This window comes from Polaromonas sp., from assembly GCF_010365105.1.
Classification (GTDB): Bacteria; Pseudomonadota; Gammaproteobacteria; order Burkholderiales; family Burkholderiaceae_C; genus Polaromonas.
The window spans coordinates 63,845-88,343 of the sequence record NZ_JAAFGZ010000006.1 but is presented as its reverse complement, the minus strand read 5'-3'; the positions used below and the strand labels follow the sequence as shown (position 1 = coordinate 88,343).

20 protein-coding genes are annotated in these 24,499 nt (G+C 64.0%); 12 read left to right on the top strand and 8 right to left on the bottom strand.

The window, feature by feature from the left end; translation table 11 throughout:
- Positions 1-16: 16 nt before the first annotated feature.
- Both GZ092_RS05450 and GZ092_RS05445 read right to left on the bottom strand, forming a co-directional pair.
- Entirely contained in the window at positions 17-1,132 is a 1,116-nt protein-coding gene (locus GZ092_RS05450; protein ID WP_293635120.1) for a Re/Si-specific NAD(P)(+) transhydrogenase subunit alpha, read from the bottom strand.
- A gap of 237 nt (positions 1,133-1,369) precedes the next feature.
- Positions 1,370-2,905, bottom strand: a complete 1,536-nt coding sequence (locus tag GZ092_RS05445) for a CoA-acylating methylmalonate-semialdehyde dehydrogenase (protein ID WP_293635119.1) — start codon at positions 2,903-2,905, stop codon at positions 1,370-1,372.
- Positions 2,906-3,024: 119 nt separating this feature from the next.
- On the opposite strand from GZ092_RS05445, the gene GZ092_RS05440 reads away from it, so the two are divergent.
- From GZ092_RS05440 to mnmA, 3 genes are read left to right on the top strand one after another with little or no spacing between them, the layout of a single operon-like run.
- Positions 3,025-4,002: a LysR family transcriptional regulator gene (locus tag GZ092_RS05440; protein ID WP_293635118.1), complete on the top strand. Its 978-nt coding sequence runs from the start codon at positions 3,025-3,027 to the stop codon at positions 4,000-4,002.
- A gap of 52 nt (positions 4,003-4,054) precedes the next feature.
- Positions 4,055-4,564, top strand: coding sequence for an NUDIX hydrolase (locus GZ092_RS05435; protein WP_293635117.1), 510 nt, complete (start codon positions 4,055-4,057; stop codon positions 4,562-4,564).
- Between the two features lie 58 nt (positions 4,565-4,622).
- Entirely contained in the window at positions 4,623-5,837 is a 1,215-nt protein-coding gene (mnmA, locus tag GZ092_RS05430) for a tRNA 2-thiouridine(34) synthase MnmA (protein WP_293635116.1), read from the top strand.
- Between the two features lie 32 nt (positions 5,838-5,869).
- On the opposite strand, the gene GZ092_RS05425 is transcribed toward mnmA, so the two are convergent.
- Together GZ092_RS05425 and ssb are read right to left on the bottom strand one after the other, a co-directional pair.
- Entirely contained in the window at positions 5,870-7,288 is a 1,419-nt protein-coding gene (locus GZ092_RS05425; RefSeq protein WP_293635115.1) for a MipA/OmpV family protein, read from the bottom strand.
- Positions 7,289-7,469: 181 nt separating this feature from the next.
- Entirely contained in the window at positions 7,470-7,982 is a 513-nt protein-coding gene (gene ssb, locus GZ092_RS05420) for a single-stranded DNA-binding protein (RefSeq protein WP_293635113.1), read from the bottom strand.
- Positions 7,983-8,120: 138 nt separating this feature from the next.
- On the opposite strand from ssb, the gene GZ092_RS05415 reads away from it, so the two are divergent.
- A complete protein-coding gene (locus GZ092_RS05415; protein ID WP_293635112.1) occupies positions 8,121-9,485 on the top strand; it encodes a chloride channel protein in 1,365 nt (454 codons plus the stop codon).
- 4 nt (positions 9,486-9,489) lie between these two features.
- Here the strand turns inward: GZ092_RS05415 and GZ092_RS05410 are convergent, their stop codons facing one another.
- Positions 9,490-10,692 carry an MFS transporter gene (locus tag GZ092_RS05410; RefSeq protein WP_293635242.1) on the bottom strand — a complete coding sequence of 401 codons (1,203 nt, stop codon included), beginning with the start codon at positions 10,690-10,692 and terminating at the stop codon, positions 9,490-9,492.
- 317 nt (positions 10,693-11,009) lie between these two features.
- Here GZ092_RS05410 and uvrA point away from each other — a divergent pair, with 317 nt between their 5' ends.
- The 7 genes from uvrA to GZ092_RS05375 all read left to right on the top strand — a co-directional run bounded on the left by uvrA (position 11,010) and on the right by GZ092_RS05375 (position 20,572).
- Positions 11,010-14,066 (top strand): excinuclease ABC subunit UvrA, encoded by a 3,057-nt coding sequence (uvrA, locus tag GZ092_RS05405; RefSeq protein WP_293635240.1) that lies wholly within the window; start codon positions 11,010-11,012, stop codon positions 14,064-14,066.
- A gap of 84 nt (positions 14,067-14,150) precedes the next feature.
- The gene (locus GZ092_RS05400) at positions 14,151-15,086 is read left to right on the top strand and encodes a DMT family transporter (RefSeq protein ID WP_293635111.1); all 936 of its coding nucleotides are present in this window, start codon (positions 14,151-14,153) and stop codon (positions 15,084-15,086) included.
- A 183-nt stretch (positions 15,087-15,269) separates the two neighbouring features.
- Positions 15,270-16,892 carry an ABC transporter substrate-binding protein gene (locus GZ092_RS05395; protein WP_293635110.1) on the top strand — a complete coding sequence of 541 codons (1,623 nt, stop codon included), beginning with the start codon at positions 15,270-15,272 and terminating at the stop codon, positions 16,890-16,892.
- 47 nt (positions 16,893-16,939) lie between these two features.
- On the top strand, positions 16,940-17,992 hold the full coding sequence (locus GZ092_RS05390; RefSeq protein ID WP_293635238.1) for an ABC transporter permease: 1,053 nt from the start codon (positions 16,940-16,942) through the stop codon (positions 17,990-17,992).
- A complete protein-coding gene (gene nikC / locus GZ092_RS05385) occupies positions 17,989-18,915 on the top strand; it encodes a nickel transporter permease (protein WP_293635108.1) in 927 nt (308 codons plus the stop codon). Before GZ092_RS05390 ends, nikC begins: the two co-directional genes overlap by 4 nt.
- Positions 18,912-19,754 carry an ABC transporter ATP-binding protein gene (locus tag GZ092_RS05380; RefSeq protein ID WP_293635106.1) on the top strand — a complete coding sequence of 281 codons (843 nt, stop codon included), beginning with the start codon at positions 18,912-18,914 and terminating at the stop codon, positions 19,752-19,754. The genes nikC and GZ092_RS05380 overlap by 4 nt, the downstream gene beginning before the upstream one ends.
- Positions 19,751-20,572 (top strand): ABC transporter ATP-binding protein, encoded by an 822-nt coding sequence (locus GZ092_RS05375; RefSeq protein WP_293635104.1) that lies wholly within the window; start codon positions 19,751-19,753, stop codon positions 20,570-20,572. Before GZ092_RS05380 ends, GZ092_RS05375 begins: the two co-directional genes overlap by 4 nt.
- Before the next feature lie 234 nt (positions 20,573-20,806).
- Here the strand turns inward: GZ092_RS05375 and GZ092_RS05370 are convergent, their stop codons facing one another.
- Entirely contained in the window at positions 20,807-21,130 is a 324-nt protein-coding gene (locus GZ092_RS05370; RefSeq protein ID WP_293635103.1) for a DUF883 family protein, read from the bottom strand.
- A gap of 323 nt (positions 21,131-21,453) precedes the next feature.
- Between GZ092_RS05370 and GZ092_RS05365 the strand changes: the two genes are divergently transcribed.
- Positions 21,454-22,359, top strand: coding sequence for an EamA family transporter (locus GZ092_RS05365; RefSeq protein ID WP_293635101.1), 906 nt, complete (start codon positions 21,454-21,456; stop codon positions 22,357-22,359).
- 77 nt (positions 22,360-22,436) lie between these two features.
- Here GZ092_RS05365 and GZ092_RS05360 read toward each other — a convergent pair whose 3' ends face one another.
- Positions 22,437-23,417: a succinylglutamate desuccinylase/aspartoacylase family protein gene (locus GZ092_RS05360; RefSeq protein ID WP_293635099.1), complete on the bottom strand. Its 981-nt coding sequence runs from the start codon at positions 23,415-23,417 to the stop codon at positions 22,437-22,439.
- Complete coding sequence (locus tag GZ092_RS05355; RefSeq protein ID WP_293635097.1) at positions 23,414-24,394, bottom strand: tripartite tricarboxylate transporter substrate binding protein; 981 nt, start codon at positions 24,392-24,394, stop codon at positions 23,414-23,416. The genes GZ092_RS05360 and GZ092_RS05355 overlap by 4 nt, the downstream gene beginning before the upstream one ends.
- Between the last annotated feature and the right edge of the window lie 105 nt (positions 24,395-24,499).

Genomic DNA, 24,499 nt, shown 5'->3' with positions numbered 1-24,499 from the left:
CTTGCCCCTGCCCGGCTTATTTGCGCTTGACTTCGCCGCCCTGGGTCATCAGGCAGGCGGCCACGATGTCGTCTTCCAGGTCAATGTTGAGCGCGCCTTCCTTGGTGATGATGAGCTTGAGGAAGTCGAGCAGGTTGCGCGCATACAGCGCGCTGGCGTCTGCCGCCACCAGGGCCGGGATGTTGGTCTGGCCCATCAGTGTCACGCCGTGTCTGACGACGGTCTTGTCCGCCTCGGTCAGTGGGCAGTTGCCGCCTTGCGACGCAGCCAGGTCAACGATCACGCTGCCCGGCTTCATGGCCATGACCATTTCTTCGGTCACCAGCACCGGCGCGGCACGGCCGGGAATCAGGGCGGTGGTGATCACCACATCGGCCTGCGCCACGCGCTTGGCGACCTCGATTTTTTGCCGCGTCATCCAGCTCGGCGGCATCGGCTTGGCATAGCCGCCCACGCCGACGGCGGCTTCGCGCTCCTCGTCGGTTTCGTAGGGAACGTCGATGAACTTGCCACCCAGCGACTCGACCTGCTCTTTCACGCTCGGGCGCACGTCGCTAGCTTCAATCACCGCGCCCAGCCGCTTGGCCGTGGCAATCGCCTGCAGGCCGGCCACGCCCACACCCAGAATCACCACGCGAGCAGCTTTAACGGTGCCGGCGGCGGTCATGAGCATCGGGAAAAAGCGCTGGTATTCATTGGCCGCCATCATCACGGCCTTGTATCCGGCGATGTTGGCCTGGCTGGACAGCACGTCCATGCTCTGGGCGCGGCTGGTGCGTGGCGCGGCTTCGAGCGAAAAGGACGTCAGCTGCGCGGCGGCAAGACGCTGCAGGCCGGCAGCGTCAAAAGGATTGAGCATGCCGACCATCACGCTGCCGGCTTTCGCCAGTGTCATTTCGCGGTCTTCCGGGCAGCGCACCTTGAGCACGATGTCGGCGGCGTAGGCGCCCGCCGCATCGGTGATCTCGGCGCCCACGGCTCGGTAGGCGTCATCGGGCACGCTGGCGGTCACGCCTGCGCCCGACTGGATGCGAATGGTGTGGCCCTGGGCCTTGAGCTTCTTGGCTGTCTCGGGCGTGATGGCCACGCGTGTCTCTCCGGCCGTGATTTCGGCGGGTATCCCAATGATCATGGGTTCTCCTCGATGCTTTATTTTTTCTCGGAGGCCTTGAATAAGGCCTGGGCGGATTTGCAACTGTCGTAAAGCTTACATGAGTTTTTTGTAAATTTTCGTCAAAGCTGTCGAATGCGGGTCTGCGTGGGTAACCTTAGGGAGAAACCCTGAGCCCAAAAAGAAACCCGTCGGCTTGTGACAAACCGACGGGCTCCCTGAAAAATCCATTCAAGCTCCAGGCGGCTTTCGGCGGGCCTATTTGGCCGTCGGCATCACGAATTCGGCTCCCTTGCCAATGCTTTCAGGCCAGCGCTGCATGATGGATTTCTGCTTGGTGTAGAAACGCACGCCTTCCTCCCCATAGGCATGCATGTCGCCGAACAGGCTTTTCTTCCAGCCGCCAAAGCCATGCCAGGCCATCGGCACCGGAATCGGCACGTTGATGCCGACCATGCCGACCTGGATGCGGCGGCTGAATTCACGCGCCACATGACCGTCGCGGGTGAAGCAGCTCACGCCGTTGCCAAACTCGTGGGCGTTGATCAACTCGACCGCTTCGGCCAGGTCCTTCACACGCACGCACCCCAATACCGGGCCGAAGATTTCTTCCTTGTAGATGCGCATCTCGGGCGTGACATGGTCGAACAGCGTGCCGCCCATCCAGAAACCCTGCTCGCAGCCTTCGCCGGCATGGGCGCCGGTGAAGGTGCGGCCATCGACCAGCAGTTCGGCACCCTCTTGCACGCCCAGGTCGATGTAGCCGGTGATGCGCTGGTGCGCAATGCCGGTGACAATCGGACCCATTTCCGCATCCAGGTTCACGCCGTTCTTGATCACCAGCGTTTCGGCTCGGGCCTTCAGCATCGGAATCAGCCGTTCAGCCACGTTGCCAACCAGCACTGCCACCGAAATCGCCATGCAGCGCTCACCAGCCGAGCCGTAGCCGGCGCCGATCAGCGCATCGACCGCCTGCTCCAGATCGGCGTCGGGCATCACGACCATGTGGTTCTTGGCGCCGCCCAGCGCCTGCACGCGCTTGCCGTGGTGCGCGCCGGTTTCGTAGATGTAGTTGGCAATCGGTGTCGAGCCGACGAAAGACACCGCCTTCACGTCCGGATGGACCAGCAGCGCATCGACCGCTTCCTTGTCGCCCTGCACCACGTTGAACACGCCATCGGGCAGGCCGGCCTGCCTGAGCAATTCGGCCATGAACAGGCTGGCGCTCGGGTCGATCGGGCTGGGTTTCAAAATGAAGCAGTTGCCCGCCGCAATCGCCACCGGGAACATCCACATCGGCACCATGACCGGAAAGTTGAACGGCGTGATGCCGGCGACCACGCCCAGCGGCTGGCGCAGCGTCCAGTTGTCGATGCCGGTGCTGACCTGGTCGGTGAAGTCGCCCTTGAGCAACTGTGGAATGCCGCAGGCAAATTCGACAATGTCGATGCCGCGCGAAACCTCGCCCTGCGCGTCGGTGAACACCTTGCCGTGCTCGGCGGTGATCAGGTGGGCCAGTTGGTCCTTGTTCTGGTTGAGCAGTTGGAGGAACTTGAACATGACGCGGGCACGGCGAATCGGCGGGATGTCTGCCCAGGCCGGAAAGGCCGCTTGCGCGGCGGCGACGGCTGCATCGACGTCAAGCGCGCTGCCCAGCGCCACATGGCCCGACACCGCGCCGGTGGCCGGATTGAACACCGCCTGGCTGCGCCCGGCGGCGGGCGTGACGGCGCTGCCGTTCACATAGTGGCCAATGGTGATTTGCGGAGCGATTTCGGCGGGCGATGACAGCATGGCAATCCTTGGGAATGAACAAACGAATGAAGAGGCACAGTCTAGGGTTCGCCGCCCGGTTTGATAAGCCCCTGGAAAATGATTACATTGTTCAGATTTTTGAACAGTGTTGCTTTGCAATGTCTTCTGACCAACTGGCGCCGCTTGTCGCCGACCTTCACCTGCTGACCGTGCTGGCCGCGACCCGCAGCTTCACCGAAACGGCGCGCCGGCTGGGCGTATCCAAGGCGTCGGCCAGCATGCGCATCAGCGAGCTGGAGCGCACGGCCGGCGTGCTGCTGGTGCGCCGCACGACGCGCTCGGTTGGCCTGACCGAGGCCGGCCAGCAACTGGTCAACGACATGCAGCCAGCGTTCCGGCGCATCAGCGAAAGTTACAGCGCCGCCCGCGACCTGGCTGGCACACCGCGCGGGCTGATCCGGCTGACCGCGCCCGTCGCGCTGGGGCGGCAGCATCTGGCACCGCGCATCGCCGCATTCCTGCAGCAGTTCCCCGACATCAAGATCGAACTGGAGTTGACCGACCGTTTCGTCAACCTGGCCAACGAGGGTTTTGACCTGGCGATCCGGCACACCAATGCGCCGCCCGAAACGCATGTCGCCTGGGTGCTGTGCGAAACCCGTTCCCTGCTGGTGGCCAGCCCGCAGTACCTGGCCAGGCGCGGCCTGCCCTTGCATCCGTCCGGGCTGGCATCGCACGACTGCCTGCTTTACCTGCAGGGCAGCCATGCCGGCAGCTGGACGTTTGCGCGCCCGGCCGGCCTGCCCGGAAAGCGCAAACCGGCCGATGGCGCCGTCGAGCGCGTGGGCGTCAATGTCACGGGCTCCCTCAAGGTCAACAACAGCGAAGTGCTGCGCGACGCCCTGCTGGCCGGCCTGGGCATCGGCCTGCTGCCCGACTTCAGCATGCCGCCCGCCCCGGATGGAAACGGCCCGGCGCCGCTGGTCCGGGTGCTGCCCGACTGGCAGGTACAGGGCTTTTTTGGCGAACGCATTTATGCCCTGCGGCCCTGGTCGGCGCAGGTGCCCAAGGCCGTCGAATGCCTGGTGGAGCACTTGCGCCAAAGCTTTGTCGATGGCTTCGCCGGCATTCAATAAAAGCGTTCAACCGGTCACTGCGGCGTCAAGAATGGCACGGATAATCTCGCGCATGAATAAACGATGGAAACCCAATGTCACGGTGGCAGCGGTGATTGAACGGGATTTCGAGGGTGTCCGGAAGTTCCTGCTGGTTGAGGAGCAAACCCGCGATGGCCTGAAGCTCAACAACCCGGCAGGCCACCTGGACCCCGGCGAAAGTCCGATCCAGGCCTGCGCGCGCGAAACACTGGAAGAAACCGCGTTTCACTTCACACCGACCGCGCTGGTGGGCATTTATTTCTCGCGTTTCGACAGTTCCCAGCCCGGGCAGGCCATGCCGCAGGACATTACCTACCTGCGCTTTACCTTTTGCGGCGAACTGGGCGTGCATGTCGCCGGCCAGGCGCTGGACAAAGGCATCGTGCGCGCCCTGTGGCTGACGGCCGACGAAATCCGGGCCTGCAGCGCCATGCACCGCAGCCCGCTGCTGCTGACCAACCTGGAAGACTACCTGGCCGGCCGGCGCTACCCGCTGGACATCATCCATGCCGATGAAAGCGTTTACGCCCGAAAGGCCTGAAAACGAGACGCTCCGACCGCGTTGCCAGCGCACCCGACCCACTCGGTAAAATCCGGGCATGCAAAAGCAACGAATAGTGGTGGGATTGAGTGGCGGCGTGGATTCAGCGGTGACCGCCCACCTGCTCAAACAGCAAGGCCATGAAGTCATCGGCATCTTCATGAAGAACTGGGAGGACGACGACGACTCCGAGTTCTGCTCATCCAACATCGACTTTGTCGATGCCGCCGCCGTGGCCGACGTGATCGGCATCGAGATTGAACATGTCAACTTCGCCGCCGACTACAAGGACCGGGTGTTTGCCGAATTCCTGCGCGAATACCAGGCCGGCCGCACGCCCAACCCCGACATTTTGTGCAACGCCGAGATCAAGTTCAAGGCGTTTTTAGACCACGCGATGCGCCTTGGCGCCGAGAAAATCGCCACCGGTCATTACGCCCGCGTGCGCCTGAACGCCGCCACCGGCCTGCACGAGCTGCTCAAGGGCCTGGACCCGGCGAAGGACCAGAGCTACTTTTTACACCGGCTGAACCAGGCGCAACTGTCCAAGACGCTGTTCCCGGTCGGCGAGTTGCACAAGACCGAGGTGCGGCGCATCGCCGACGAAATCGGCCTGCCGAACGCCCGGAAAAAAGACTCGACCGGCATCTGCTTCATCGGCGAGCGACCGTTCCGCGACTTTTTGAACCGCTACATCGCCAAGGCGCCGGGACCGATCAAGAACGACCAGGGTCGCATCCTCGGCGAGCATGTCGGCCTGAGCTTCTACACGCTGGGCCAGCGCCAGGGCCTGGGCATCGGCGGCGTGAAGGCCCGGGGCGCCGACCTGAAGGCGGCGCAGGCGCGCGGCCAGCGCGGCGTGGGCGAGCACGAGCCGTGGTTCGTCGCGCGCAAGGACATGGACAGCAACACGCTGTGGGTGGTGCAGGGCCACGACCATCCGTGGCTGCAATCGACCGTGCTGCAGGCGCAGGATTGCAGCTGGGTGGCGGGCAGTGCGCCGGCGTTGGGCACGATGGCCGCCAAGACGCGTTACCGCCAGGCAGATGCGGCCTGCGAACTGGCCAGCGCCTCAGCTGACGACTGTGAACTGGTGTTCGTGGCGCCGCAGTGGGCAGTCACGCCGGGCCAGTCGGCGGTGCTGTACCAGGGCGAGGTTTGCCTGGGCGGCGGTGTGATTGCATCCAGCAATGTGCAGAATGCACCCGGCGACAAGCCCGCTGCCGCGCTTTTTAAGCCAAATAAGCCTTTTGCGCAAGCAGGTCCTGCATAAGAAGCTATCAATCCAATAGCAAAATAGCTGCTTTACAGCGCTGACTCGACATAGGTGTAGAGGTAATTCGAGCCGCCGCTGACATTGCCCAGCAGGCGCGACGAGCCAAAGATGCCCGAGCGGTGCGACACGCCAAAACCGATGAACGTGTCTTTCAAGGCACGCGAACCCAGCAAGTCGCCCAGGCTGACATCAATCGTCGGGTCCAGGTAGTTCAGCATGCGCGAGACCGGCTTGCCGTCCAGCGCCTGGCTGCTGGCTTCAATGTAGGGCGCGCGTTGGGCCAGCGAAACGCCCACGCCCATGCCCAGACGCGTCTTGACGCGGTCGCTCCACGGAAAGCCGGTGTAAAAAGCCTTCATGAACAGGTCAAGCTGCAAACCGTTGGCCTGCAGGCCCCGGTCGTTGTGGCTGGTCAGGCCGGCATAACCGACAAAATCAAGCGGCCAGCCGTTGACGTTCTGCAAAAAAGGCTTGCCGACCTGAATGGCGGTGATGCTGGTCGGGTTGACGCTGGCGGTTGACAGGCATTGCGCGGTCAGTATCTTGATCAGATGGCAGCCGTCGTCGGTAGCCTTGCCGTAAAGCAGCTTGAAGTAAGTGGGCGAACCTGGCTGCGCCCATTCACGCTGAGGGCCACCGAAGTCGTAGGCCGCGCCCACGTACACGCCGGGCAGCACGCGTTTTTGCACGATCGGGCTGTCCTTGATCTTGCGGTCCAGCAGGGTAGCCGACACGCCGCCCAGCAGCCGCCATCGCTGCGTCAGGTCGTAAGAGCCGAACAGGCCAAGCGTGGTGTTGAGGCCCGCGCCGGGTGAATAGGCGGCGCGGCCGGGTGTGGCTTCGGCAGGCCGGACGCCGTAGTAATAGTTGTTCAGACGCGCGTCGCGCAGCGCCACGCTCAGGCTGGGGCGCAGGCTCAACCGGCCAGAGCGCCAGTCGTAGGTGTAGCCCAGGCGGAACTCGCTGCCCTTTGAAAATCCGCCAATGTCATGCAGCAGTTCGGCCTGCAGCGTGCCCCAGGGCTGACGGTAGCGCCAGGACAGGCCCAGGTCGATGCCGGAGTCGCGCGTCGCCATGCCGGCCAGGCTGTCCGGCAGGCGGTCGGCCGGAAAGCCTTCGAGCCGCTGCTCGACAAACAGGTCAAAGCGTTGCGTGTCGTTTTCATTGAGCTTGACGCCGCCCCGGTTGGCATGCAGAAAAAACCGCTCGCCCTCGTAAAGGTAGAGCGGCAGCACGTCATAGCGGTTGCGGGCCTCGCGGTAGGGCGAGCTTTCAAAGTGAGTGACCACGCCCAGCCCGGCGCTGCCTGGCACCGACAGGATGTTGGTCAGCGGCTCCAGGTTGGCGTCTGCGCGGGCAGGCACCATGGCGGTCACGCCCATGGCGGCCAGCACGACAGCTGCCAGCCAGCGGGGAAAACGGGAAGGGGTGGGGAATAGGTTTTTCATCGTGAAGGATTGGGAGCCGGTTGGGCGCCCTTTGCCGGGCGTGTTCTGCGCTGACATCCCGGTTTATGAATAAAAAAGCCTTTTGCGCAATGCCTGCGAGCACTTACAGCTATGTTATATATAGCAAAATCGTTAAAAAACCCGCATTCAGCGGGTTGTTGACGCGTTTCGCAGGTACACCTCAAAACGGAATGTCGTCGTCCATGTCGTCAAAACCGCTGGACGCCCTGGAGGGTGCCGCTGCGGGCGCGGGCGCCTGCCTTGGGGGCGGCGGGCGGCTGGCGGGCGCGGCGGACTGGCGCGGCGCTTCGTAGCCACCGCCGTCGTCCTGGCCACCCGCACCAGGGCCGCCCATGCCCTGGCGGCTGCCGAGCATCTGCATCTGGTCGGCGCGGATTTCGGTGGTGTATTTTTCAACGCCGCTCTGGTCGGTCCATTTGCGGGTGCGCAAGCTGCCTTCGACGTACACCTGCGAGCCCTTGCGCAGGTACTGGCCGACGATCTCGGCCAGCCGGCCGTTGAACACCACACGGTGCCATTCGGTGGCTTCCTTCATTTCGCCGGACTGCTTGTCCTTCCACTTGTCGGTGGTGGCGATGGTGACGTTGGCGACCTGGTCGCCGCTGGGGAAACTGCGCATTTCGGGGTCTTTGCCCAAATTGCCGACGATGATGACTTTGTTGACTGATGCCATGGTGTGCCGCCTCTTGCTCTGGGAATGGGGATGGGTCAGGAGAAATGTCGTGGCGGGCGGGTGACGCCCAAAGCGCAATTGTGCCGCATCCAGCCTCCTCAAGTCGGCCCGATTGGCCTGTCACGCAATAATCACCCCATGCATCAACCGCCCCACGAGCCCAATTTCCTGCACAACCTGCGCAGCGAACTGTCCAATGGCCGGCTCTGGTTCGACCGCGCCGTGGTGCTGGTGTATGCCATTGCCGCCGGCCTGAGCGTGGTGGCCTTCACGCTGCTCGGTGAATGGGGCTTCGGGCTGTTTGAGCATGTTTACGGCTTCAACCGCTGGGCCATTCTGCTCTGGACGCCGGCCCTGACGGCGGCCATTGTCTGGGCGACGCGCCGCCACTTTCCCGGCGTCGGGGGCTCGGGCATTCCGCAGGTCATGGCGGCGCTGGACCCGGCATTGCCGCCGGGCGCGCAAGGCCGTTTTGTGTCGCTGCGGCTGACGCTGGCCAAGATCGGGCTGTCCACCGCCGGGCTGATGGCAGGCCTGTCCATCGGCCGCGAGGGGCCGTCGGTGCAGGTCGCGGCCGGGGTGATGCAGCATGCGCGCCGCTGGCTGCGTCCCGACTCCGGCATGAGCAACCACGCCCTGCTGGTGGCCGGCGGCGCGGCCGGCATCGCGGCGGCCTTCAATGCGCCGCTGGCCGGCGTGGTGTTTGCCATCGAGGAGCTGTCGCGCAAGCTGGAGTCGCGCAACAGCGGCCTGATCATCACGGCCATCGTGCTGGCCGGCCTGATGGGTGTATCAACCTTCGGCAACATCACCTATTTCGGCGTCATCAAGGTGCCTGTCCTGGGCTGGAATGCGCTGTTTCCCGGCCTGCTGGTGGCGCTGGTCTGCGGCGGATTGGGCGGCGTTTTTGCACGGTTGATGGCAATTTCGCTGACCGGCTCGTCACCCGACCGCTTCAGCCGGTGGCGCAGAAGCTACCCGGTGCGCTTTGCCGCTGCCGGCGGCCTGGCGATTGCCGTGATCGGCCTGGTCAGCAACGGCTCGACCTTTGGCGCGGGCTCGCACGCCGTCACGCAGATGCTGGCCGGCCAGGCCGACGTGCCGTCGCTGTATGTGCTGCTCAAGTTCATCGCCACCTGGCTGGCCGCCTGGTGCGGCGTGCCCGGCGGCATTTTTGCGCCGGCGCTGTCAATTGGCGCCGGCGTGGGCAGCAACATTGCCCTGCTGACGTCGCCCGACATCAGCGCCGCGCTGATCGCCATCGGCATGACCGCTTTCCTGGCCGCCGTCACGCAGGCGCCGCTGACGGCATTCATCATTGTGATGGAAATGGTCGATGGCCGCGCCATGGTGCTCAGCCTGATGATGGCGGCGATGCTGGCCAGCCTGCTGTCGCGCATGATCAGCCGGCCGCTGTATGCCACGCTGGCCGAGCACATGATTGCCGGCCTGCAGCCGCCGCCGCCCGCCGCCGTTCAGGCCGAAACGCCGCCGGCGCGCTGACGCTTCAAGCCGGCACTTTTCGGGCCGCAGGGGGCTGAACCGGCATCAAACGCCAGGCCACGACCAGCCAGATCAGCGACAACACAGTGGTCGAGACAAACAGGCCTTGCGCGCCACCCCACTTGAGCATCGCACCGCCGAGTGCGCCGCCGGCAAACAGGCCCAGCGACTGCGAGGTGTTGTAAAGCCCCAGCGCCGCACCACGGTTTGAGGCGTGGGCCAGGCGCGACACCAGGCTCGGCTGGCTGGCCTCCAACACATTGAAACTGCAAAAAAACAGCAGCAGCAAGGCGCCCAGCATCCACAGCGACGGCGCTGCGCCACCGGCCGCCATCGCCATGCCCAGGAAACCCAGTTGCACCAGTGCCAGCAGCCCAATCGCGGCCAGCAGCACGGCGCGCAGATGGCCGCGCCGCTCCAGCGGAAACAGCGTGCCGCCCATCACCACAAACGACGCCAGCACCGCCGGCAGGTAAACCTGCCAGTGCAGCGCCTTGAGCAGCCCGGCCTGCACCAGCAGCGCCGGCACCGCCACCCACATCGACAGCTGCACCGCATGCAGCACGAACACGCCGAAGTTCAGGCCGACCAGATCGCCGCGCCGCAGCACATCGGCCAGTCCGCCGCGCGCCATGTCCTTGTGCAGCAGCGGCTCAGGCGGCACCAGCCACAGCACCATGACGATGCCAGCCAGCGCCAGAACGCCGGTCAGCACAAACAGGCCGCTCAGCCCGATGCGGGCATTGAGCGCCGGCGCCAGCACCAGCGACACGGCAAACATCAGCCCGATGCTGCCGCCGACCAGCGCCATGGCCTTGGTGCGCACCTCGTCACGCGTCTGGTCGGCCAGCAAGGCGGTCACCGCCGCAGAGATCGCGCCTGCGCCCTGCAGCGCCCGGCCGGCCAGCAGCCAGTTCAGGTCGGGGGCGGCAGCCGCCAGGAAACTGCCCAGCGCAAACACCAGCAGCCCGGCCACAATCACCCGCTTGCGGCCCAGCCGGTCTGACGCCAGCCCGAAAGGAATCTGCAGCAGCGCCTGCGTCAGCCCGTAAATGCCCATCGCCAGGCCGATACGCGCCGGGTCGTCCCCGCCCGGATAACGCGCCGCTTCCAGTGCAAACACCGGCAGCACCAGGAAGAGGCCGAGCATGCGCAGGGCAAAAATCGACGCCAGCGAAAAGCTGGCGCGCCGCTCGGTGGCGGTCATGGGAAAGGTGGGGGCGGCAGAAGACACGGTAAAGGAGTCTCAAAAGTGGAAAAAGTACAGCGAAACAGCCGGGGTCGAAACGCATGACGGCCGTGCGTGAAGAGCGCTCCCACAGAACCACAGCCGCTGGATGAATGACTTGGACAAGGCCTTGTATTGTGCTTGATACCCGGCAACCGCCCTGCCCGCCGGGCCGCTCAGGTCTATGATGGAAGGTTTTTCGGCGCTTGCATCCCGTGAACTTTTCCAACGACAGCCAACCCCTTGCCCCCGCCCCGACCGTCCCGCTGGCAAAAGCGCATGCCGTAGCCGAGGACATCGACAAGGCCTTGCGCCTTGAAAAAAGCTTTGGTGCCCACTCGATCAGCATTCGCGGTGCGCGCACGCACAACCTGAAAAACATCGACCTCGACATTCCGCGCAACCAGCTGGTCGTCATCACCGGCCTGTCGGGCTCGGGCAAGTCGAGCCTGGCCTTTGACACGCTGTATGCCGAGGGCCAGCGCCGCTACGTCGAAAGCCTCTCGACCTATGCGCGGCAGTTTTTGCAATTGATGGACAAGCCCGACGTGGACATGATCGAGGGCCTGTCGCCGGCAATTTCCATCGAGCAGAAGGCGACCTCGCACAACCCGCGCTCCACCGTCGGCACGGTGACCGAGATCCACGACTACCTGCGCCTGCTGTTTGCCCGCGCCGGCACGCCGTTTTGCCCGGTGCACGATTTGCCGCTGCAGGCGCAAAGCGTCAGCGAAATGGTCGATACCGTGCTGGCCCTGCCTGAAGACACGCGGCTGATGATCCTGGCGCCAGTGGCGCGCGAGCGCAAGGGCGAATTTGTCGACCTGTTCGAGGAAATGCAGGCCCAGGGCTATGTGCGTTTCCGCGTCGATGGCGCGACCTACGAATTCGATGCGCTGCCCAAGCTCAAGAAAACCGAAAAACACACGATTGACGTGGTGATCGACCGCGTCAAGGTGCGGCTGGACAAGGAAACACCACCCGACGCCAGCGCTGAACCCGGCACCGTCCCGCCGCCGGCATTGCGCCAGCGCCTGGCCGAGAGTTTTGAAGCCGCACTGCGACTGGCCGACGGCCGGGCGCTGGCGCTGGAAATGGATTCCGGCCAGGAACATTTGTTCAGCGCCAAGTTCTCCTGCCCGGTCTGCAGCTATTCGCTCAGCGAGATGGAGCCGCGCCTGTTCTCGTTCAACTCGCCGGTCGGCGCCTGCCCGTGCTGCGACGGCCTGGGGCACCGGGACTTTTTCGACCCGGCGCGGGTCGTGGCCTTTCCGTCGCTCAGCCTGGCCAGCGGCGCGGTCAAGGGCTGGGACCGGCGCAATGCCTATTATTTTTCGATGCTCGAAAGCCTGGCCGCGCATTACCAGTTCGACATCGACACGGCGTTTGAAGACCTGCCCGACAACGTGCAACAGGTCGTGCTGCACGGGTCGGGCGAAGAAGACATCAAGTTCAGCTACCTCATGGATTCGGGTGAAAAGGCCGGCAAGAAGGTGAGCAAGAAGCACCCGTTCGAGGGCATCATCACCAACTTCGAGCGCCGCTACCGCGAAACCGACTCCGCCGTGGTGCGCGAAGACCTGGCCAGGTACCGCAGCGTGCAGCCCTGCCCCGACTGCCATGGCACGCGCCTGCGCCAGGAAGCGCGGCATGTGTATCTGGTCGGCACGTCGGAAGGCAGCGAACAGCCGAAACGCAAGGCGATTTATGAAGTCAGCAACATCACCCTGCGCGAAAGCTTCAACTACTTCAGTACCTTGAGCATGCAAGGGGCCAAGGCCGAAATTGCCGCCAAGGTGGTGCGCGAAATCGGCCTGCGGCTGAAGTTCCTCAATGACGTGGGACTGAACTATCTGAGCCTGGACCGCAGCGCCGAGACGCTGTCGGGCGGCGAATCGCAGCGTATCCGGCTGGCGTCGCAGATCGGCTCAGGGCTGACCGGCGTGATGTATGTGCTGGATGAACCCAGCATCGGCCTGCACCAGCGCGACAACGACCGGCTCATCGGCACGCTCAAGCACTTGCGCGACATCGGCAACAGCGTGCTGGTGGTCGAGCATGACGAGGACATGATCCGCGCCGCCGACCACGTCATCGACATGGGGCCGGGCGCCGGCATTCATGGCGGGCGCGTCATGGCGCAGGGCACCTTCGCGCAGGTGCAGGCGAACCCCGACTCGCTGACCGGAAAGTATCTGGCGGGCACGCTGAAAATTGCCGTGCCGAAGCACCGCACGGCCTGGCTGCCCACCGTCAAGAATGCCCACGCCTACGACAAAAGCAAGTCGCGCTTTGCGCCCAGCCCGGCCGCCGAACGTCGCGCGGCACGTGAAGCTGCCCATCAGGCTACGCTGGGCGACATGCAGGCGCTGCGCGTCATCAACGCTACAGGCCACAACCTCCAGGGCGTGAGCGTCGAGTTTCCGGTGGGCCTGCTGACCTGCGTGACCGGTGTTTCCGGCTCGGGCAAATCGACGCTGGTCAACGACACGCTGTACGCCGCCGTCGCCCGAACGCTCTACCGCGCGCACGAAGAACCGGCGCCGCATGAGGCCATCGAGGGCATCGAGCATTTCGACAAGGTCATCAATGTCGACCAGTCACCGATTGGCCGCACGCCGCGCAGCAACCCGGCGACCTACACCGGCCTGTTCACGCCGATCCGCGAATTGATGGCCGAGATGAACACCGCGCGCGAGCGCGGCTACGGTGCGGGGCGCTTCAGCTTCAACGTCGCCGGCGGGCGCTGCGAAGCCTGCCAGGGCGACGGCATGGTGAAGGTGGAAATGCACTTTTTGCCCGACGTGTACGTGCCCTGCGACGTCTGCCACGGCATGCGCTACAACCGCGAAACGCTGGAAGTGCAATACAAGGGCAAGAACATCGCGCAAATCCTCGACCTGACGGTAGAAAACGCTGCCGAGTTCTTCAAGGCCGTGCCGACCATTGCCCGCAAGCTGCACACGCTGCTTGACGTGGGACTCTCCTATATCAAGCTCGGCCAGGCGGCCACCACGCTGTCCGGCGGCGAGGCGCAGCGCGTCAAGCTGGCGCTCGAACTGAGCAAGCGCGACACCGGCCGCACGCTCTACATCCTGGACGAGCCGACCACCGGCCTGCATTTCGCCGACATCGATTTGCTGCTCAAGGTGCTGCACCAGCTGCGCGACGCCGGCAACACCATCGTCGTCATCGAGCACAACCTGGACGTCATCAAGACCGCCGACTGGCTGATCGACATGGGTCCGGAAGGGGGGGCCGGCGGAGGCCGGGTGGTGGGCGTTGGCACGCCCGAAGACATTGCCGCCAACCCCGACAGCCATACGGGTCATTATTTGGCGCGGCTGCTGTAAAACGCTGCCGCCGCTGCCGACCCGTTGGCCATTTGTTTTGCCTCATGCGCGTTCCCACGCCCGATTTCAAAGATTGCCTTTTTTATGGACAGCGCTTCATTTTTCACCCGCCGCAAGGTGGTTTTCCTGGTTGCCTCGCTGTGCTGCCTGCTCTGGGGCAGCGCCTACCCGGCGATCAAGAATGGCTATGCGCTGTTCAACATTGCGGCTGGCGACATTGCAACCAAGCTGGTGTTTGCCGGCTGGCGCTTTTTGTTTGCCGGGATGGTGCTCCTGGCAATTGCCGCCATCGGCAAGAAGACCTTGCGGCTGGACTTGCGCACGATGGGCCAGGTGTCGCTGCTGGGCCTGACGCAAACCAGCCTGCAGTATGTGTTTTTCTACACCGGGCTGGCCTATGCCACCGGCGTAAAAAGCTCGATCATGAACGCCACCGGCACATTTTTCAGCGTGCTGCTGGCCCACTGGATTTACCAGAACGACCGGCTCAGCTTCAACAAGGCGCTGGGCTGCATTGTCGGTTTTGCAGGCGTGATGGTGGTCAACTTCAGCGCCGGCCTGCTGACCTTTGACTTCACGCTGCTGGGCGAAGGCTCCATCGTGATGGCGGCTTTCGTGCTGTCGGCCGCCAGCATCTACGGCAAAAGGGTGTCGCAGCATGTCGATTCGGTGGTGCTGACCGGCTACCAGTTGGCGATTGGCGGCGTGGCGCTGCTGCTGACGGGCTTTGCCGCCGGCGGCACGCTGACCGGCTTCACCGTGAAATCGACCGCCCTGCTGGCTTACCTGGTGATCTTGTCGTCTGCCGCATTTTCGCTGTGGACGATCCTGCTCAAATACAACCGGGTCAGCATGGTGACGGTCTTCAACTTCATGATTCCGGTGTTCGGCACCGTGCTGTCGGCGCTGTTCCTGGACGAGAAAATCCTGGAGTGGAAGAACGTCGCTGCGCTGGGGCTGGTGTGTTTGGGTATCTGGCTGGTCACCAAGGAGGAAAAGCCGGCACTGGCTGCAGCCTGAGGCTGCCCACTGGCATTTTTAGATAATTTAAGACTCTATCGCACGACTGGTGGGCGCAAGCAGCTATATTTTTTATAGCAATTCACGGTGAATTTTAGATGACTTCAGGCACGATTCCTGCATCCTTTGCAGTACCATCAGCGCTGGTTTGAAACCCCGGCAGACTTCTCAAAGGAACACATCTTGGCCACACTGTCATTTCCCTCCTTGCCCCTTTCCCGCCGTGTGCTGTGCGCCACGGCCGCGGCCACCCTGCTGCTGTGCCACGGCCCGGCCGCGCTGGCGGCCACGCCCAAGGACACGCTGGTGGTGGCCTTTGCGTTTGACGACATCATCACGATGGACCCGGCCGAGGCCTTTGAGTTGTCGGCCGGCGAAGTCATGGGCAATACCTATGACCGGCTGGTGCGGCTGGATATCAACGACCCGTCGAAGCTGATCGGAGACGTGGCGAAATCGTGGACGGTGTCGTCCGATGGCAAGACCTACACCTTCGAGATCAAGCCGGGGCTGAAGTTTGCATCAGGCAACGCGCTGACGGCGGACGAAGTGGCCTGGTCGCTGCACCGGGCGGTCATTCTGGACAAGTCGCCAGCTTTCATCCTGACGCAGTTCGGCTTCACCAAGGACAACGTCAAGGACAAGATCAAGGCCACCGGCCCCCTGAGCCTGACGCTGGAAACCGACAAGGCCTATGCGCCGACCTTCGTGCTCAATTGCATGACGGCCAACATCGGCGCCATCGTTGACAAGAAACTGCTGCTGTCCAAAGAGCAAAACGGCGACTGGGGCTACGGCTGGCTTAAAACCAGCTACGCCGGTTCCGGCCCGCTGAAACTGCGCGAGTGGCGGGCCAACGAGATCGTGGCGCTGGAGCGCAACGACAACTACTACGGCCCCAAGCCGGCCATGGCCCGCGTGATTTACCGCCATGTGAAGGAAGCCGCCACCCAGCGCCTGCTGCTGGAAAAAGGCGATATCGACATTGCCCGCAACCTGAGCCCGCAAGACATTGCCGCCGTCAGCACCAACAAAAGCATCAAGCTCACCTCGGCGCCCAAGGGCACGGTGTACTACATCAGTTTGAACCAGAAGAACCCGACGCTGGCCAAGCCCGAGGTGCGGGAAGCGCTGAAATGGCTGGTCGATTATTCGGCCATCGGCGACACGCTGATCAAGAACATCGGCGTGGTGCACCAGAACTTCTTGCCCATTGGCCTGCTGGGCGCAAGCAAGGACAACCCGTACAAGCTCGACGTGGCCAAGGCCAAGGCGCTGCTGGCCAAGGCCGGCGTGCCGAACGGTTTCAAGGTGACCATCGACATGCGCACGGTTCAGCCGGTGCAGGGCATCACCGAAGCCTTCCAGCAAACGGCCAAGCTGGCGGGTATTGATGTGGAAATCATTCCCGGCGACGGCAAGCAGGTGCTGACCAAGTACCGGGGCCGCACGCACGACATGTACATCGGCCAGTGGGGTTCCGACTACTGGGATCCGCACTCCAACGCCGACACCTTCACCCGCAACCCCGACAATGCCGACGACGCCAAGGCCAAGCCGCTGTCCTGGCGCAATGCCTGGGCGATTCCGGAGCTGACCAAGCAGTCGGATGCCGCCGTGCTGGAGCGCGATGCCGGCAAACGCAAGGCGATGTACGAAGAGCTGCAGGCAGAATTCCGCAAGACCAGCCCGTTCATCATGCTGTACCAGCAGACCGAAGTCGCCGCGTACCGCAGCAATGTGGACGGACTGAAGCTCGGCCCGACGTTTGACACCAACTACATGTTCAAGGTAGCCAAGCGCTAATCCGGGTCTTGGCCGTTCCTGATCCACTCGCCCTGAGTCCGGCGCCGCTGTCGGCTGCCCGGCCCTCCCGCCCATCCAACCACGTCCGCCGCCTGAACGCCCTCGGGCGTTTTCTGGTGGTGATCCTGCTCACCTACCTGGGCCTGCTGGCCGTCACCTTTTTCATCGGCCGGGTGATTCCGGTCGATCCGGTGCTGGCGATGGTCGGCGACAACGCGCCGCCGCATGTGGTGGCGCGGGCGCGCGAGGAAATGGGGCTGAACAAGCCGCTGTACACGCAGTTCTACATCTACCTGCGCAAGGTGCTGAGCGGTGATTTTGGCGTCTCGGTGCTGACCGCCAACCCGGTGATGCAGGACATACGCCGCGCCTTTCCGGCGACGATGGAACTGGCCAGCCTGGGCATTTTGTTCGGCGCTGGCCTGGGCGTGCCGCTGGGGGTATGGGCGGCGGTGCGGCGCGGCAAGCTGGTCGATCAGGTGGTGCGCGTCATCGGGCTGGTGGGGTATTCAGTGCCGATTTTCTGGCTCGGGCTGATGGGGCTGGTGCTGTTTTACGCCAAGCTGGACTGGGTCGGCGGGCCGGGGCGCATCGACGTGGCCTATGAATTCACGCTGGTCCCTAGCACCGGCTTTTTGCTGCTGGACACGGCGATGGCGGGCGAGTGGGACGCCTTTGGCAATGCGCTGTCGCACCTGATTTTGCCGGCGTCGCTGCTGGGTTATTTTTCGCTGGCCTACATCAGCCGTATGACACGCTCGTTCATGCTCAACGAGTTGGCGCAGGAGTACGTGGTGGCGGCGCGCGCCAAGGGCCTGTCGGAGGCGCGCATCATCTGGCGCCACGCGCTGCGCAATGCGATGGTGCCGCTGGTGACGGTGATTGCGCTGTCGTATGCCGGCCTGTTAGAGGGCTCGGTGCTGACCGAAACGGTTTTTGCCTGGCCGGGCTTGGGGCTGTACATCACCAACTCGCTGCAAAACGCCGACATGAACGCGGTGCTGGGCGGCACGATTGTGGTGGGTTCGATCTTTATCGGCCTCAATTTGCTGTCCGATTTGCTCTACACCCTGCTGGACCCGAGGACGCGTACGCGATGAACGAGACGACGCTTTCCAAGCCGCAGGGTTTGCATGATTGGCTGATGTCCGACCGGCCCTTGTCCAGAAGACAGGCCGCGCTGGGCCGGGCCTACGGCGGCTGCCGCACGTTTGCGCGCAACCGGCTGGCGATGGTCGGGCTGTTCATCGTGCTGGCGCTGGTGCTGGTGGCGATATTCGCCGACCTGCTGGCGCCCTATTCGGCCTATATCGGCGACCTGCGCACCACGCGGCTGCTGCCGCCGTCATGGGCGCACTGGATGGGCACCGACGACCAGGGGCGCGATATTTTGTCGCGGCTGATCCACGGCTCGCGCATCACGCTGTTCGTGGTGGTGCTGGTCGCCGTGCTGGCCGCGCCGATTGGCCTACTGGTCGGCACCGTGGCGGGTTATGCCGGCGGGCTGGTTGATGCCGCCTTGATGCGCATCACCGACATTTTTCTGGCGTTTCCGCGCCTGATTCTGGCGCTGGCGTTTGTCGCCGCGCTCGGCCCCGGCATCGAGAACGCGGTGATCGCGATTGCCATCACGTCCTGGCCGCCGTATGCGCGCATGGCGCGGGCCGAAACGCTGACGATCCGGCAAACCGACTACATCGCCGCCGTGCAATTGCTGGGCGCGTCGCCCTGGCGCATCGTGCTGCGCCACATCATGCCGCTGTGCGTGTCGTCGGTGATCGTTCGCGTCACGCTGGACATGGCGGGCATCATCTTGACGGCCGCCGGGCTGGGTTTTCTGGGCCTGGGCGCGCAGCCGCCGATGCCCGAATGGGGCGCAATGATTGCCAATGGCCGGCTGTATGTGCTCGACCAGTGGTGGGTTGCGGCAGCGCCCGGCGCGGCGATTTTCATCGTCAGCCTGGCGTTCAATCTGCTGGGCGACGGCCTGCGCGATGCGCTCGACCCGAAGGCCGCCAAATGAGTACGAATCCCCTGCTGGTCGTCGAGGATTTGCGCGTGGCGTTTCCTGGTCGCGATGGCGGCATGGTCGAAGCCGTGCGCGGCGTGTCGTTCACGCTGGGGCGCGAGCGGCTGGGCATCGTCGGCGAATCGGGTTCGGGCAAGTCCCAGACCGGCCGCGCCATCCTCGGCCTGACCGCGCCAGAAGGGCGCATCTCGGCGAAACGGCTGGAGTTCAGCGGCGTCGATCTGCTCAACTGCCCGCCCAAGCAGCGCCGGGCCTTGCGCGGCGGGCGCATCGCGATGGTGCTGCAAGACCCGAAGTTTTCGCTCAATCCGGTGATGACCATCGGCGCGCAGATTATTGAAACGCTACAGGCGCATACCCGCGTGTCCAACCGCGAAGCCAAAAAACGTGCAATGGCAGCGCTCGAATCGGTGCGCATTGACAACCCCGAGCGTGTCTACAAGCTCTATCCGCACGAAGTCTCGGGCGGCATGGGACAGCGGGCGATGATTGCGATGATGCTGATTGCCGAGCCCGACATCCTGATTGCCGACGAGCCCACGTCGGCGCTCGATGTCACCGTGCAGTTGCAGGTGCTGTCCATCCTCGATGCGCTGGTGGCCGAGCGCGGCATGGGCCTGATTCTGGTGTCGCACGACTTGCGGCTGGTGTCGTCGTTTTGCGACCGCATCCTGGTGATGTACGCCGGCCGGGTGGTCGAGGAACTGGCGGCGGGCGGACTGGCCGATGCCCGGCATCCGTACACGCGCGGACTGATGGCATGCCTGCCGCAGCTCGGCGCATCGACGCATCCGCTGGCCACACTGGACCGGCGGCCGGAGTGGGCGCTGTGAACGCACACGACTCGCTGGGACTGGAGGTCAAGGGCCTGCGCGTCGTCTATGACGGCTTCGTCGCTGTGGCGGACACGTCGTTTTGTGTCGCGCCGGGCGAAAGCTTCGGCATCGTCGGCGAATCGGGCTCGGGCAAATCAACCGTGCTGCGCGCCATCTGCGGCCTGGCGCCCCGGGAATCGGGCACGGTGGGGCTGACGGGGCCTGCGGACGGCGGTCATGCAAAGGATGGCAACGGCGCAGGCAGCACACCTGCCATCCAGCCCGCGCCCGGCAGCAAGGCCTTTTGCCGCCGCGTGCAGATGGTGTTCCAGGACCCGTACGGCTCACTGCACCCGCGCCAGACAGTGGACCGGCTGCTGGCCGAGCCGCTGGCGATTCACGGCATGCTTGATGCCGAAACGCGCATTGAACGCGCGCTCGATGAAGTCGGACTCGGGCAGGGTTTCCGCTTTCGCTACCCGCACCAGCTGTCGGGAGGGCAACGCCAGCGCATCGCGATTGCCCGGGCCTTGATACTGGAGCCGCAAATCCTGCTGCTCGATGAACCCACGTCGGCGCTCGATGCGTCGGTGCAGGCCGAGGTGCTGAACCTGCTCGAAGACCTGCGCCAGCGCCGCAACCTAACCTTCATCATGGTCAGCCACGATCTGGCCGTGGTCACGCATATGTGCGAACGGCTGATGGTGATGCAGCGCGGCAAGACGGTGGAAGTGCTGGCGTCCAGCGACCTGGCCGCCCGCCGCGTGGCGGAGCCTTACACCTTGAGTTTGATGCAGGCGTCGTCGGGCTTCCGGCGCGTGTCGGGGACGGCCTGAACCGGCAGCTCTAGCACACCATAGCGGCCTCAAATGCTACTGATTCAGCAGCAAACTATCTAAGCCCATCAAACGGAAACAGCCTTATTTGCTTGCATTTCCAGTCCAGCCCCCCATTCTTGCAGGCGCGGTGCGCCTGGCTGGGCTGAAAAACGGAAGGCCTTCCCCGTGTTCCCGATGCCGGTCCGCAGCGAAGGGCCGGCAGGCGGCCAGGGCGCCGCCGCTTTTTTCTGTTTACAGGCGCCGGCCCAGCAGCAGGCCGACCACCACGCCGACGCCTGCCGCCACGCCGATGGAGGTCCAAGGCGACTCATGTACATAGTGGTCGGCGGCATGGGCGGCCTCGCGGGTGCGGGCGAGCAGCGCTTCTTCGGCATCGATCAGGCGGAACTTGGCTTCGCGCAGGCGGTTCTCGATGCGGCTGCGCAGCCTGGCCATTTTTTCTCCTGCCTGGTCTGCCGTGGCCGACAAGGTCTCTTCGGCGTCGGATATTTCCGAGCGGATGGCGGAAACCAGTCGTTCCTGTGTCTGAAGCAGGGTGGGGCTGTCATTGGACATGAATGAACCTTTCAAAAAAGTAACTGAACCCTTAAAAGGTTAGCAGATTCGCCGCGTTTTTCCGGCGTCCCGGCGCAGATTTCCATGCGGCAGACACTGGGTTGCGCCCGCGCTGGAAAGAAAATGAAGCAGTGGTCAAGTCGGCAAGATCGCTGCCCCTGGGTCCAAAAACCGCAGGTGAGGAATAATCCAGAGGCCCGTTGGCTTGCATTCCGCCTTTCCCACACGCCCTTGCCGACCTCCATTCCCGTCCCCACCATGCCCTTCAGCCCCCTGCCTCCGCGCGTCTTCATGCCTGCTTCAACCCGCTGCGGCGGTCTGTCTTGAGCGCCGCGCGCCTGAGCGGCCGCGACCTGGCGGCCGCGCTGGTCGTGGTGCTGGTCTGGGGCGTGAACTTCGTCGCGATGAAATTCGCCCTGCGCGACTTCACGCCGTTCCAGTTGGGCGCCGCCCGGTTCACCTTTGCTTTTCTGCCGCTGGCGCTGTTCATCCGGCCGCCGCAGGTGCCGTGGAAATGGGTCGTGCTGTACGGGCTGTTCCAGGGTGTCGGGCAGTTCGGCATCCTGTTCATCGCGCTGAAGATCGGCATGACGGCGGCGCTGGCGTCGGTGCTGCTGCAGACGCAGGTGTTCTTTACCGCGCTCTTCGGTTTTGTCCTGTTGCAGGAGCGTGCCAGCCGGCCGCTGCAGGCGGGCATGGTGCTGGCGGCGCTGGGCCTGGGCTGCTTTGGCTATAACTATGCCAGCCCCGGCGCGGCCAGCAGCACCACGGTCGCCGGCTTTGCGCTGACGCTGTGCGCCGCTGCCATGTGGGCGGCATCCAACATCGTGGCGCGGCAGTTGCGAAAGGTCTCCAGCCACTACTCGACGATCGCTTTTGTGGTCTGGAGCGGCGGCGTGGCCATCCTTCCCTTCCTGGCGCTATCGTGGGCCTTTGACAACCCGGCCATACGCTGGCAGTGGCTTGAAGCGGGCTGGACCAGCTGGCTGTCGATTGGCTACCTTGGCTGGGTGGCCACGGTGGTGGGCTACAGCCTGTGGACTGGCCTGCTCAAACGCCACCCGGCCAACCGCGTCTCGCCTTTTGGCCTGGGCGTGCCGGTGGTCGGCCTGGCCGCCGGCATGGGGGTGCTGGGCGAGACGGTCACACCCTGGCAGTGGGCCGGCATTGCGCTGCTGGTGGCAGCGCTGGCCTGCGTGATGCTGGGCGGACGGATCGGGCAGCGCTGAGGCTTTGACTCAGCCCCTGGCGGTTGCAGGCATGTTTTTGCGGCCTCGTCAGAGACATGCAGGCAAGGGTCACTGCATCACAGGGGACGACGGCGGGCGAAACGAACCACGGTGACGCCGGGTTTTGCCTGGCGCACGGAAGGCATGACCAGAATGCAATCGTCGTAAGGCGTGGTCACGGGTTCTGCGTCATTCCAGCCAATCACCGTGCCTGCCTTGGCAATGCATTCAAGTCCCCGAAATGCTTCCGTGAAACGAAAGTCTGCACTGCGGGCCACGACCGGACCGGTCACTTCCAGCGCCCACTGGCACTCGCAGTCGCCCTGCAGCCAACCCGGCAAAAGCTGCTGCAATGTGTCGTCTGGCAGCGTTCCGGCCGCTTGCAGGAAACGCACGCACATGTCCTGCGCTACCGTGCGGCTGGACACATCGCCATGGAAGCCGCATTCCAGCAGCAGTGAACGGCTTTGTGCATCGTCGCCTTCGGGGTTCAGCGTTCCGAAGCGCCCGAAATCCCGCATCCGCACCCCGTCCTTGTGGCCGGCATCGACCACGATGTATTCCGGCGTACGCAGCAGTTTGGCCAGTTCGAGGTTGCGCGCCTGCATGCCGGCCAGCAGCAGCGGGGCGGCGCGTTCGTGCATGGAATGCAGATCGAGCAGCCAGTCGGCGCGGGCAACGAACGGGCGCAGCGCAGCGGCGCGGCGGCGTTCCAGCGTACCGCCGCTTTCGATGCGGTCGGGCTGCCATTGACGGTTCAGGTCTTCATCGACAAAGCGCGAGGCATCGTGGTCGGCCGGGTCAAACCGGTCAAACGCCGCCAGGTTGCAAAACGCCAGCGTCAGCCGGCCTTGTTGCGGCCGCACGCCGGCTTCCAGCAAGCCCTTGAGCGCCCAGGCGCCGCACAGCTCATTGCCGTGAACCAGGGCGGTGATCAGCACATCACGGCCGGCACGGCCCGAGTCGAACTGCCAGACACCCTCGACGCCGGTGTTGCCGGCGCGCCAGGCAGCGATGTCGGGTTGGGGCAGATGAAACTGCAGGGATGAGGCGCTCATTCCTTGATCTTCGCGAAGTCGACAATGCGCTGGTACTTTGCACTTTCCTGCTTCAGGAATACGGGCATGTTGACATTGAGCGGCGAGACGGTCGAGCCCGAGTCTTCAAGCTTTTTGCGCAATGCCGCCGTCTGCAGGGACTCGTTCAGGGCGGTTTTGAGTTTGGCGACAACGGGCGCCGGCATGCCCGCAGGACCCATCAGCGCAAACCAGATGTTGATGTCGATGCCCTTGAGCCTGGGCGTTTCGGCCAGCGCCGGGATATCGGCCGTCATTGGCGAACGCCTGGCTTCGGTGGTGCCAAGCGCGACCACCTTGCCGCTGCGAATATGCGGCAACCCGCTGGACAGCACGAACACGCCGAAGTCGATGTTGTTGCCCAGCAAGTCGTTGGCCAGGGGCGCCACGCCGCGGTACGGGATGTGCGTCATGAACAGGCCTCCCTGGTCTTTAACCATCTCGCCGGCCAGATGCAGGGCGGTGCCGACCCCGGAACTGCCGTAGCTGTACTTGCCGGGATTCTGGGCGACCTGGCGCATGAACTGCTCCACGGTTTTCACACCCGAGCTTTGCGACGCCACCAGCACCATCGGCTGGGTGGCGATCAGGCCGATGGGGGTGAAGTCCTTGATGTCGTACTTGACAGCGCTCGACACCAGGCGGGTGATCGCAATCTCGTTGCTCGCGCCGACCAGCAGGGTATAGCCATCGGGCGCGGCGTTGGCCACCTTCTGGGCACCAATGGCGCCACCAGCGCCACCCACGTTTTCGATGACCACCGGAACGCCGAGTTTTTTGGACAACTCCAGGCCCAGGACACGCCCGGTCAGGTCGGTGCTGCCACCGGCCGGGTAGGCCACCACGAGGGTGATGGGTTTGCTGGGGTAAGCATCAGGCTGGGCGGCTGCCGGGCCAGGCATCAGCAGCGCCAGGCTGGACAGCAAAGCCGTGTAACGAAAACCGGTCAAAAAGGCCATGAAAAATCCTGCGTGAAATGAGTCTGCCCATTGTCCAGATTCTCAAGGCGCTGCCTGGTGCCACTACAGCACAGAACAGTGCTTTTTCGGGGAATCCAGGCAAAC

What these genes read in the sequence shown, in the direction of transcription:
- ssb (WP_293635113.1), bottom strand. Translation starts at nt 7,982, where the DNA reads ATGGCATCAGTCAACAAAGTCATCATCGTCGGCAATTTGGGCAAAGAC.
- GZ092_RS05425 (WP_293635115.1), bottom strand. Translation starts at nt 7,288, where the DNA reads ATGAAAAACCTATTCCCCACCCCTTCCCGTTTTCCCCGCTGGCTGGCA.
- GZ092_RS05450 (WP_293635120.1), bottom strand. Translation starts at nt 1,132, where the DNA reads ATGATCATTGGGATACCCGCCGAAATCACGGCCGGAGAGACACGCGTG.
- GZ092_RS05360 (WP_293635099.1), bottom strand. Translation starts at nt 23,417, where the DNA reads ATGAGCGCCTCATCCCTGCAGTTTCATCTGCCCCAACCCGACATCGCT.
- GZ092_RS05380 (WP_293635106.1), top strand. Translation starts at nt 18,912, where the DNA reads ATGAGTACGAATCCCCTGCTGGTCGTCGAGGATTTGCGCGTGGCGTTT.
- nikC (WP_293635108.1), top strand. Translation starts at nt 17,989, where the DNA reads ATGAACGAGACGACGCTTTCCAAGCCGCAGGGTTTGCATGATTGGCTG.
- mnmA (WP_293635116.1), top strand. Translation starts at nt 4,623, where the DNA reads ATGCAAAAGCAACGAATAGTGGTGGGATTGAGTGGCGGCGTGGATTCA.
- GZ092_RS05415 (WP_293635112.1), top strand. Translation starts at nt 8,121, where the DNA reads ATGCATCAACCGCCCCACGAGCCCAATTTCCTGCACAACCTGCGCAGC.
- GZ092_RS05355 (WP_293635097.1), bottom strand. Translation starts at nt 24,394, where the DNA reads ATGGCCTTTTTGACCGGTTTTCGTTACACGGCTTTGCTGTCCAGCCTG.
- GZ092_RS05445 (WP_293635119.1), bottom strand. Translation starts at nt 2,905, where the DNA reads ATGCTGTCATCGCCCGCCGAAATCGCTCCGCAAATCACCATTGGCCAC.
- GZ092_RS05400 (WP_293635111.1), top strand. Translation starts at nt 14,151, where the DNA reads ATGGACAGCGCTTCATTTTTCACCCGCCGCAAGGTGGTTTTCCTGGTT.
- GZ092_RS05370 (WP_293635103.1), bottom strand. Translation starts at nt 21,130, where the DNA reads ATGTCCAATGACAGCCCCACCCTGCTTCAGACACAGGAACGACTGGTT.
- GZ092_RS05440 (WP_293635118.1), top strand. Translation starts at nt 3,025, where the DNA reads ATGTCTTCTGACCAACTGGCGCCGCTTGTCGCCGACCTTCACCTGCTG.
- GZ092_RS05410 (WP_293635242.1), bottom strand. Translation starts at nt 10,692, where the DNA reads ATGACCGCCACCGAGCGGCGCGCCAGCTTTTCGCTGGCGTCGATTTTT.
- GZ092_RS05435 (WP_293635117.1), top strand. Translation starts at nt 4,055, where the DNA reads ATGAATAAACGATGGAAACCCAATGTCACGGTGGCAGCGGTGATTGAA.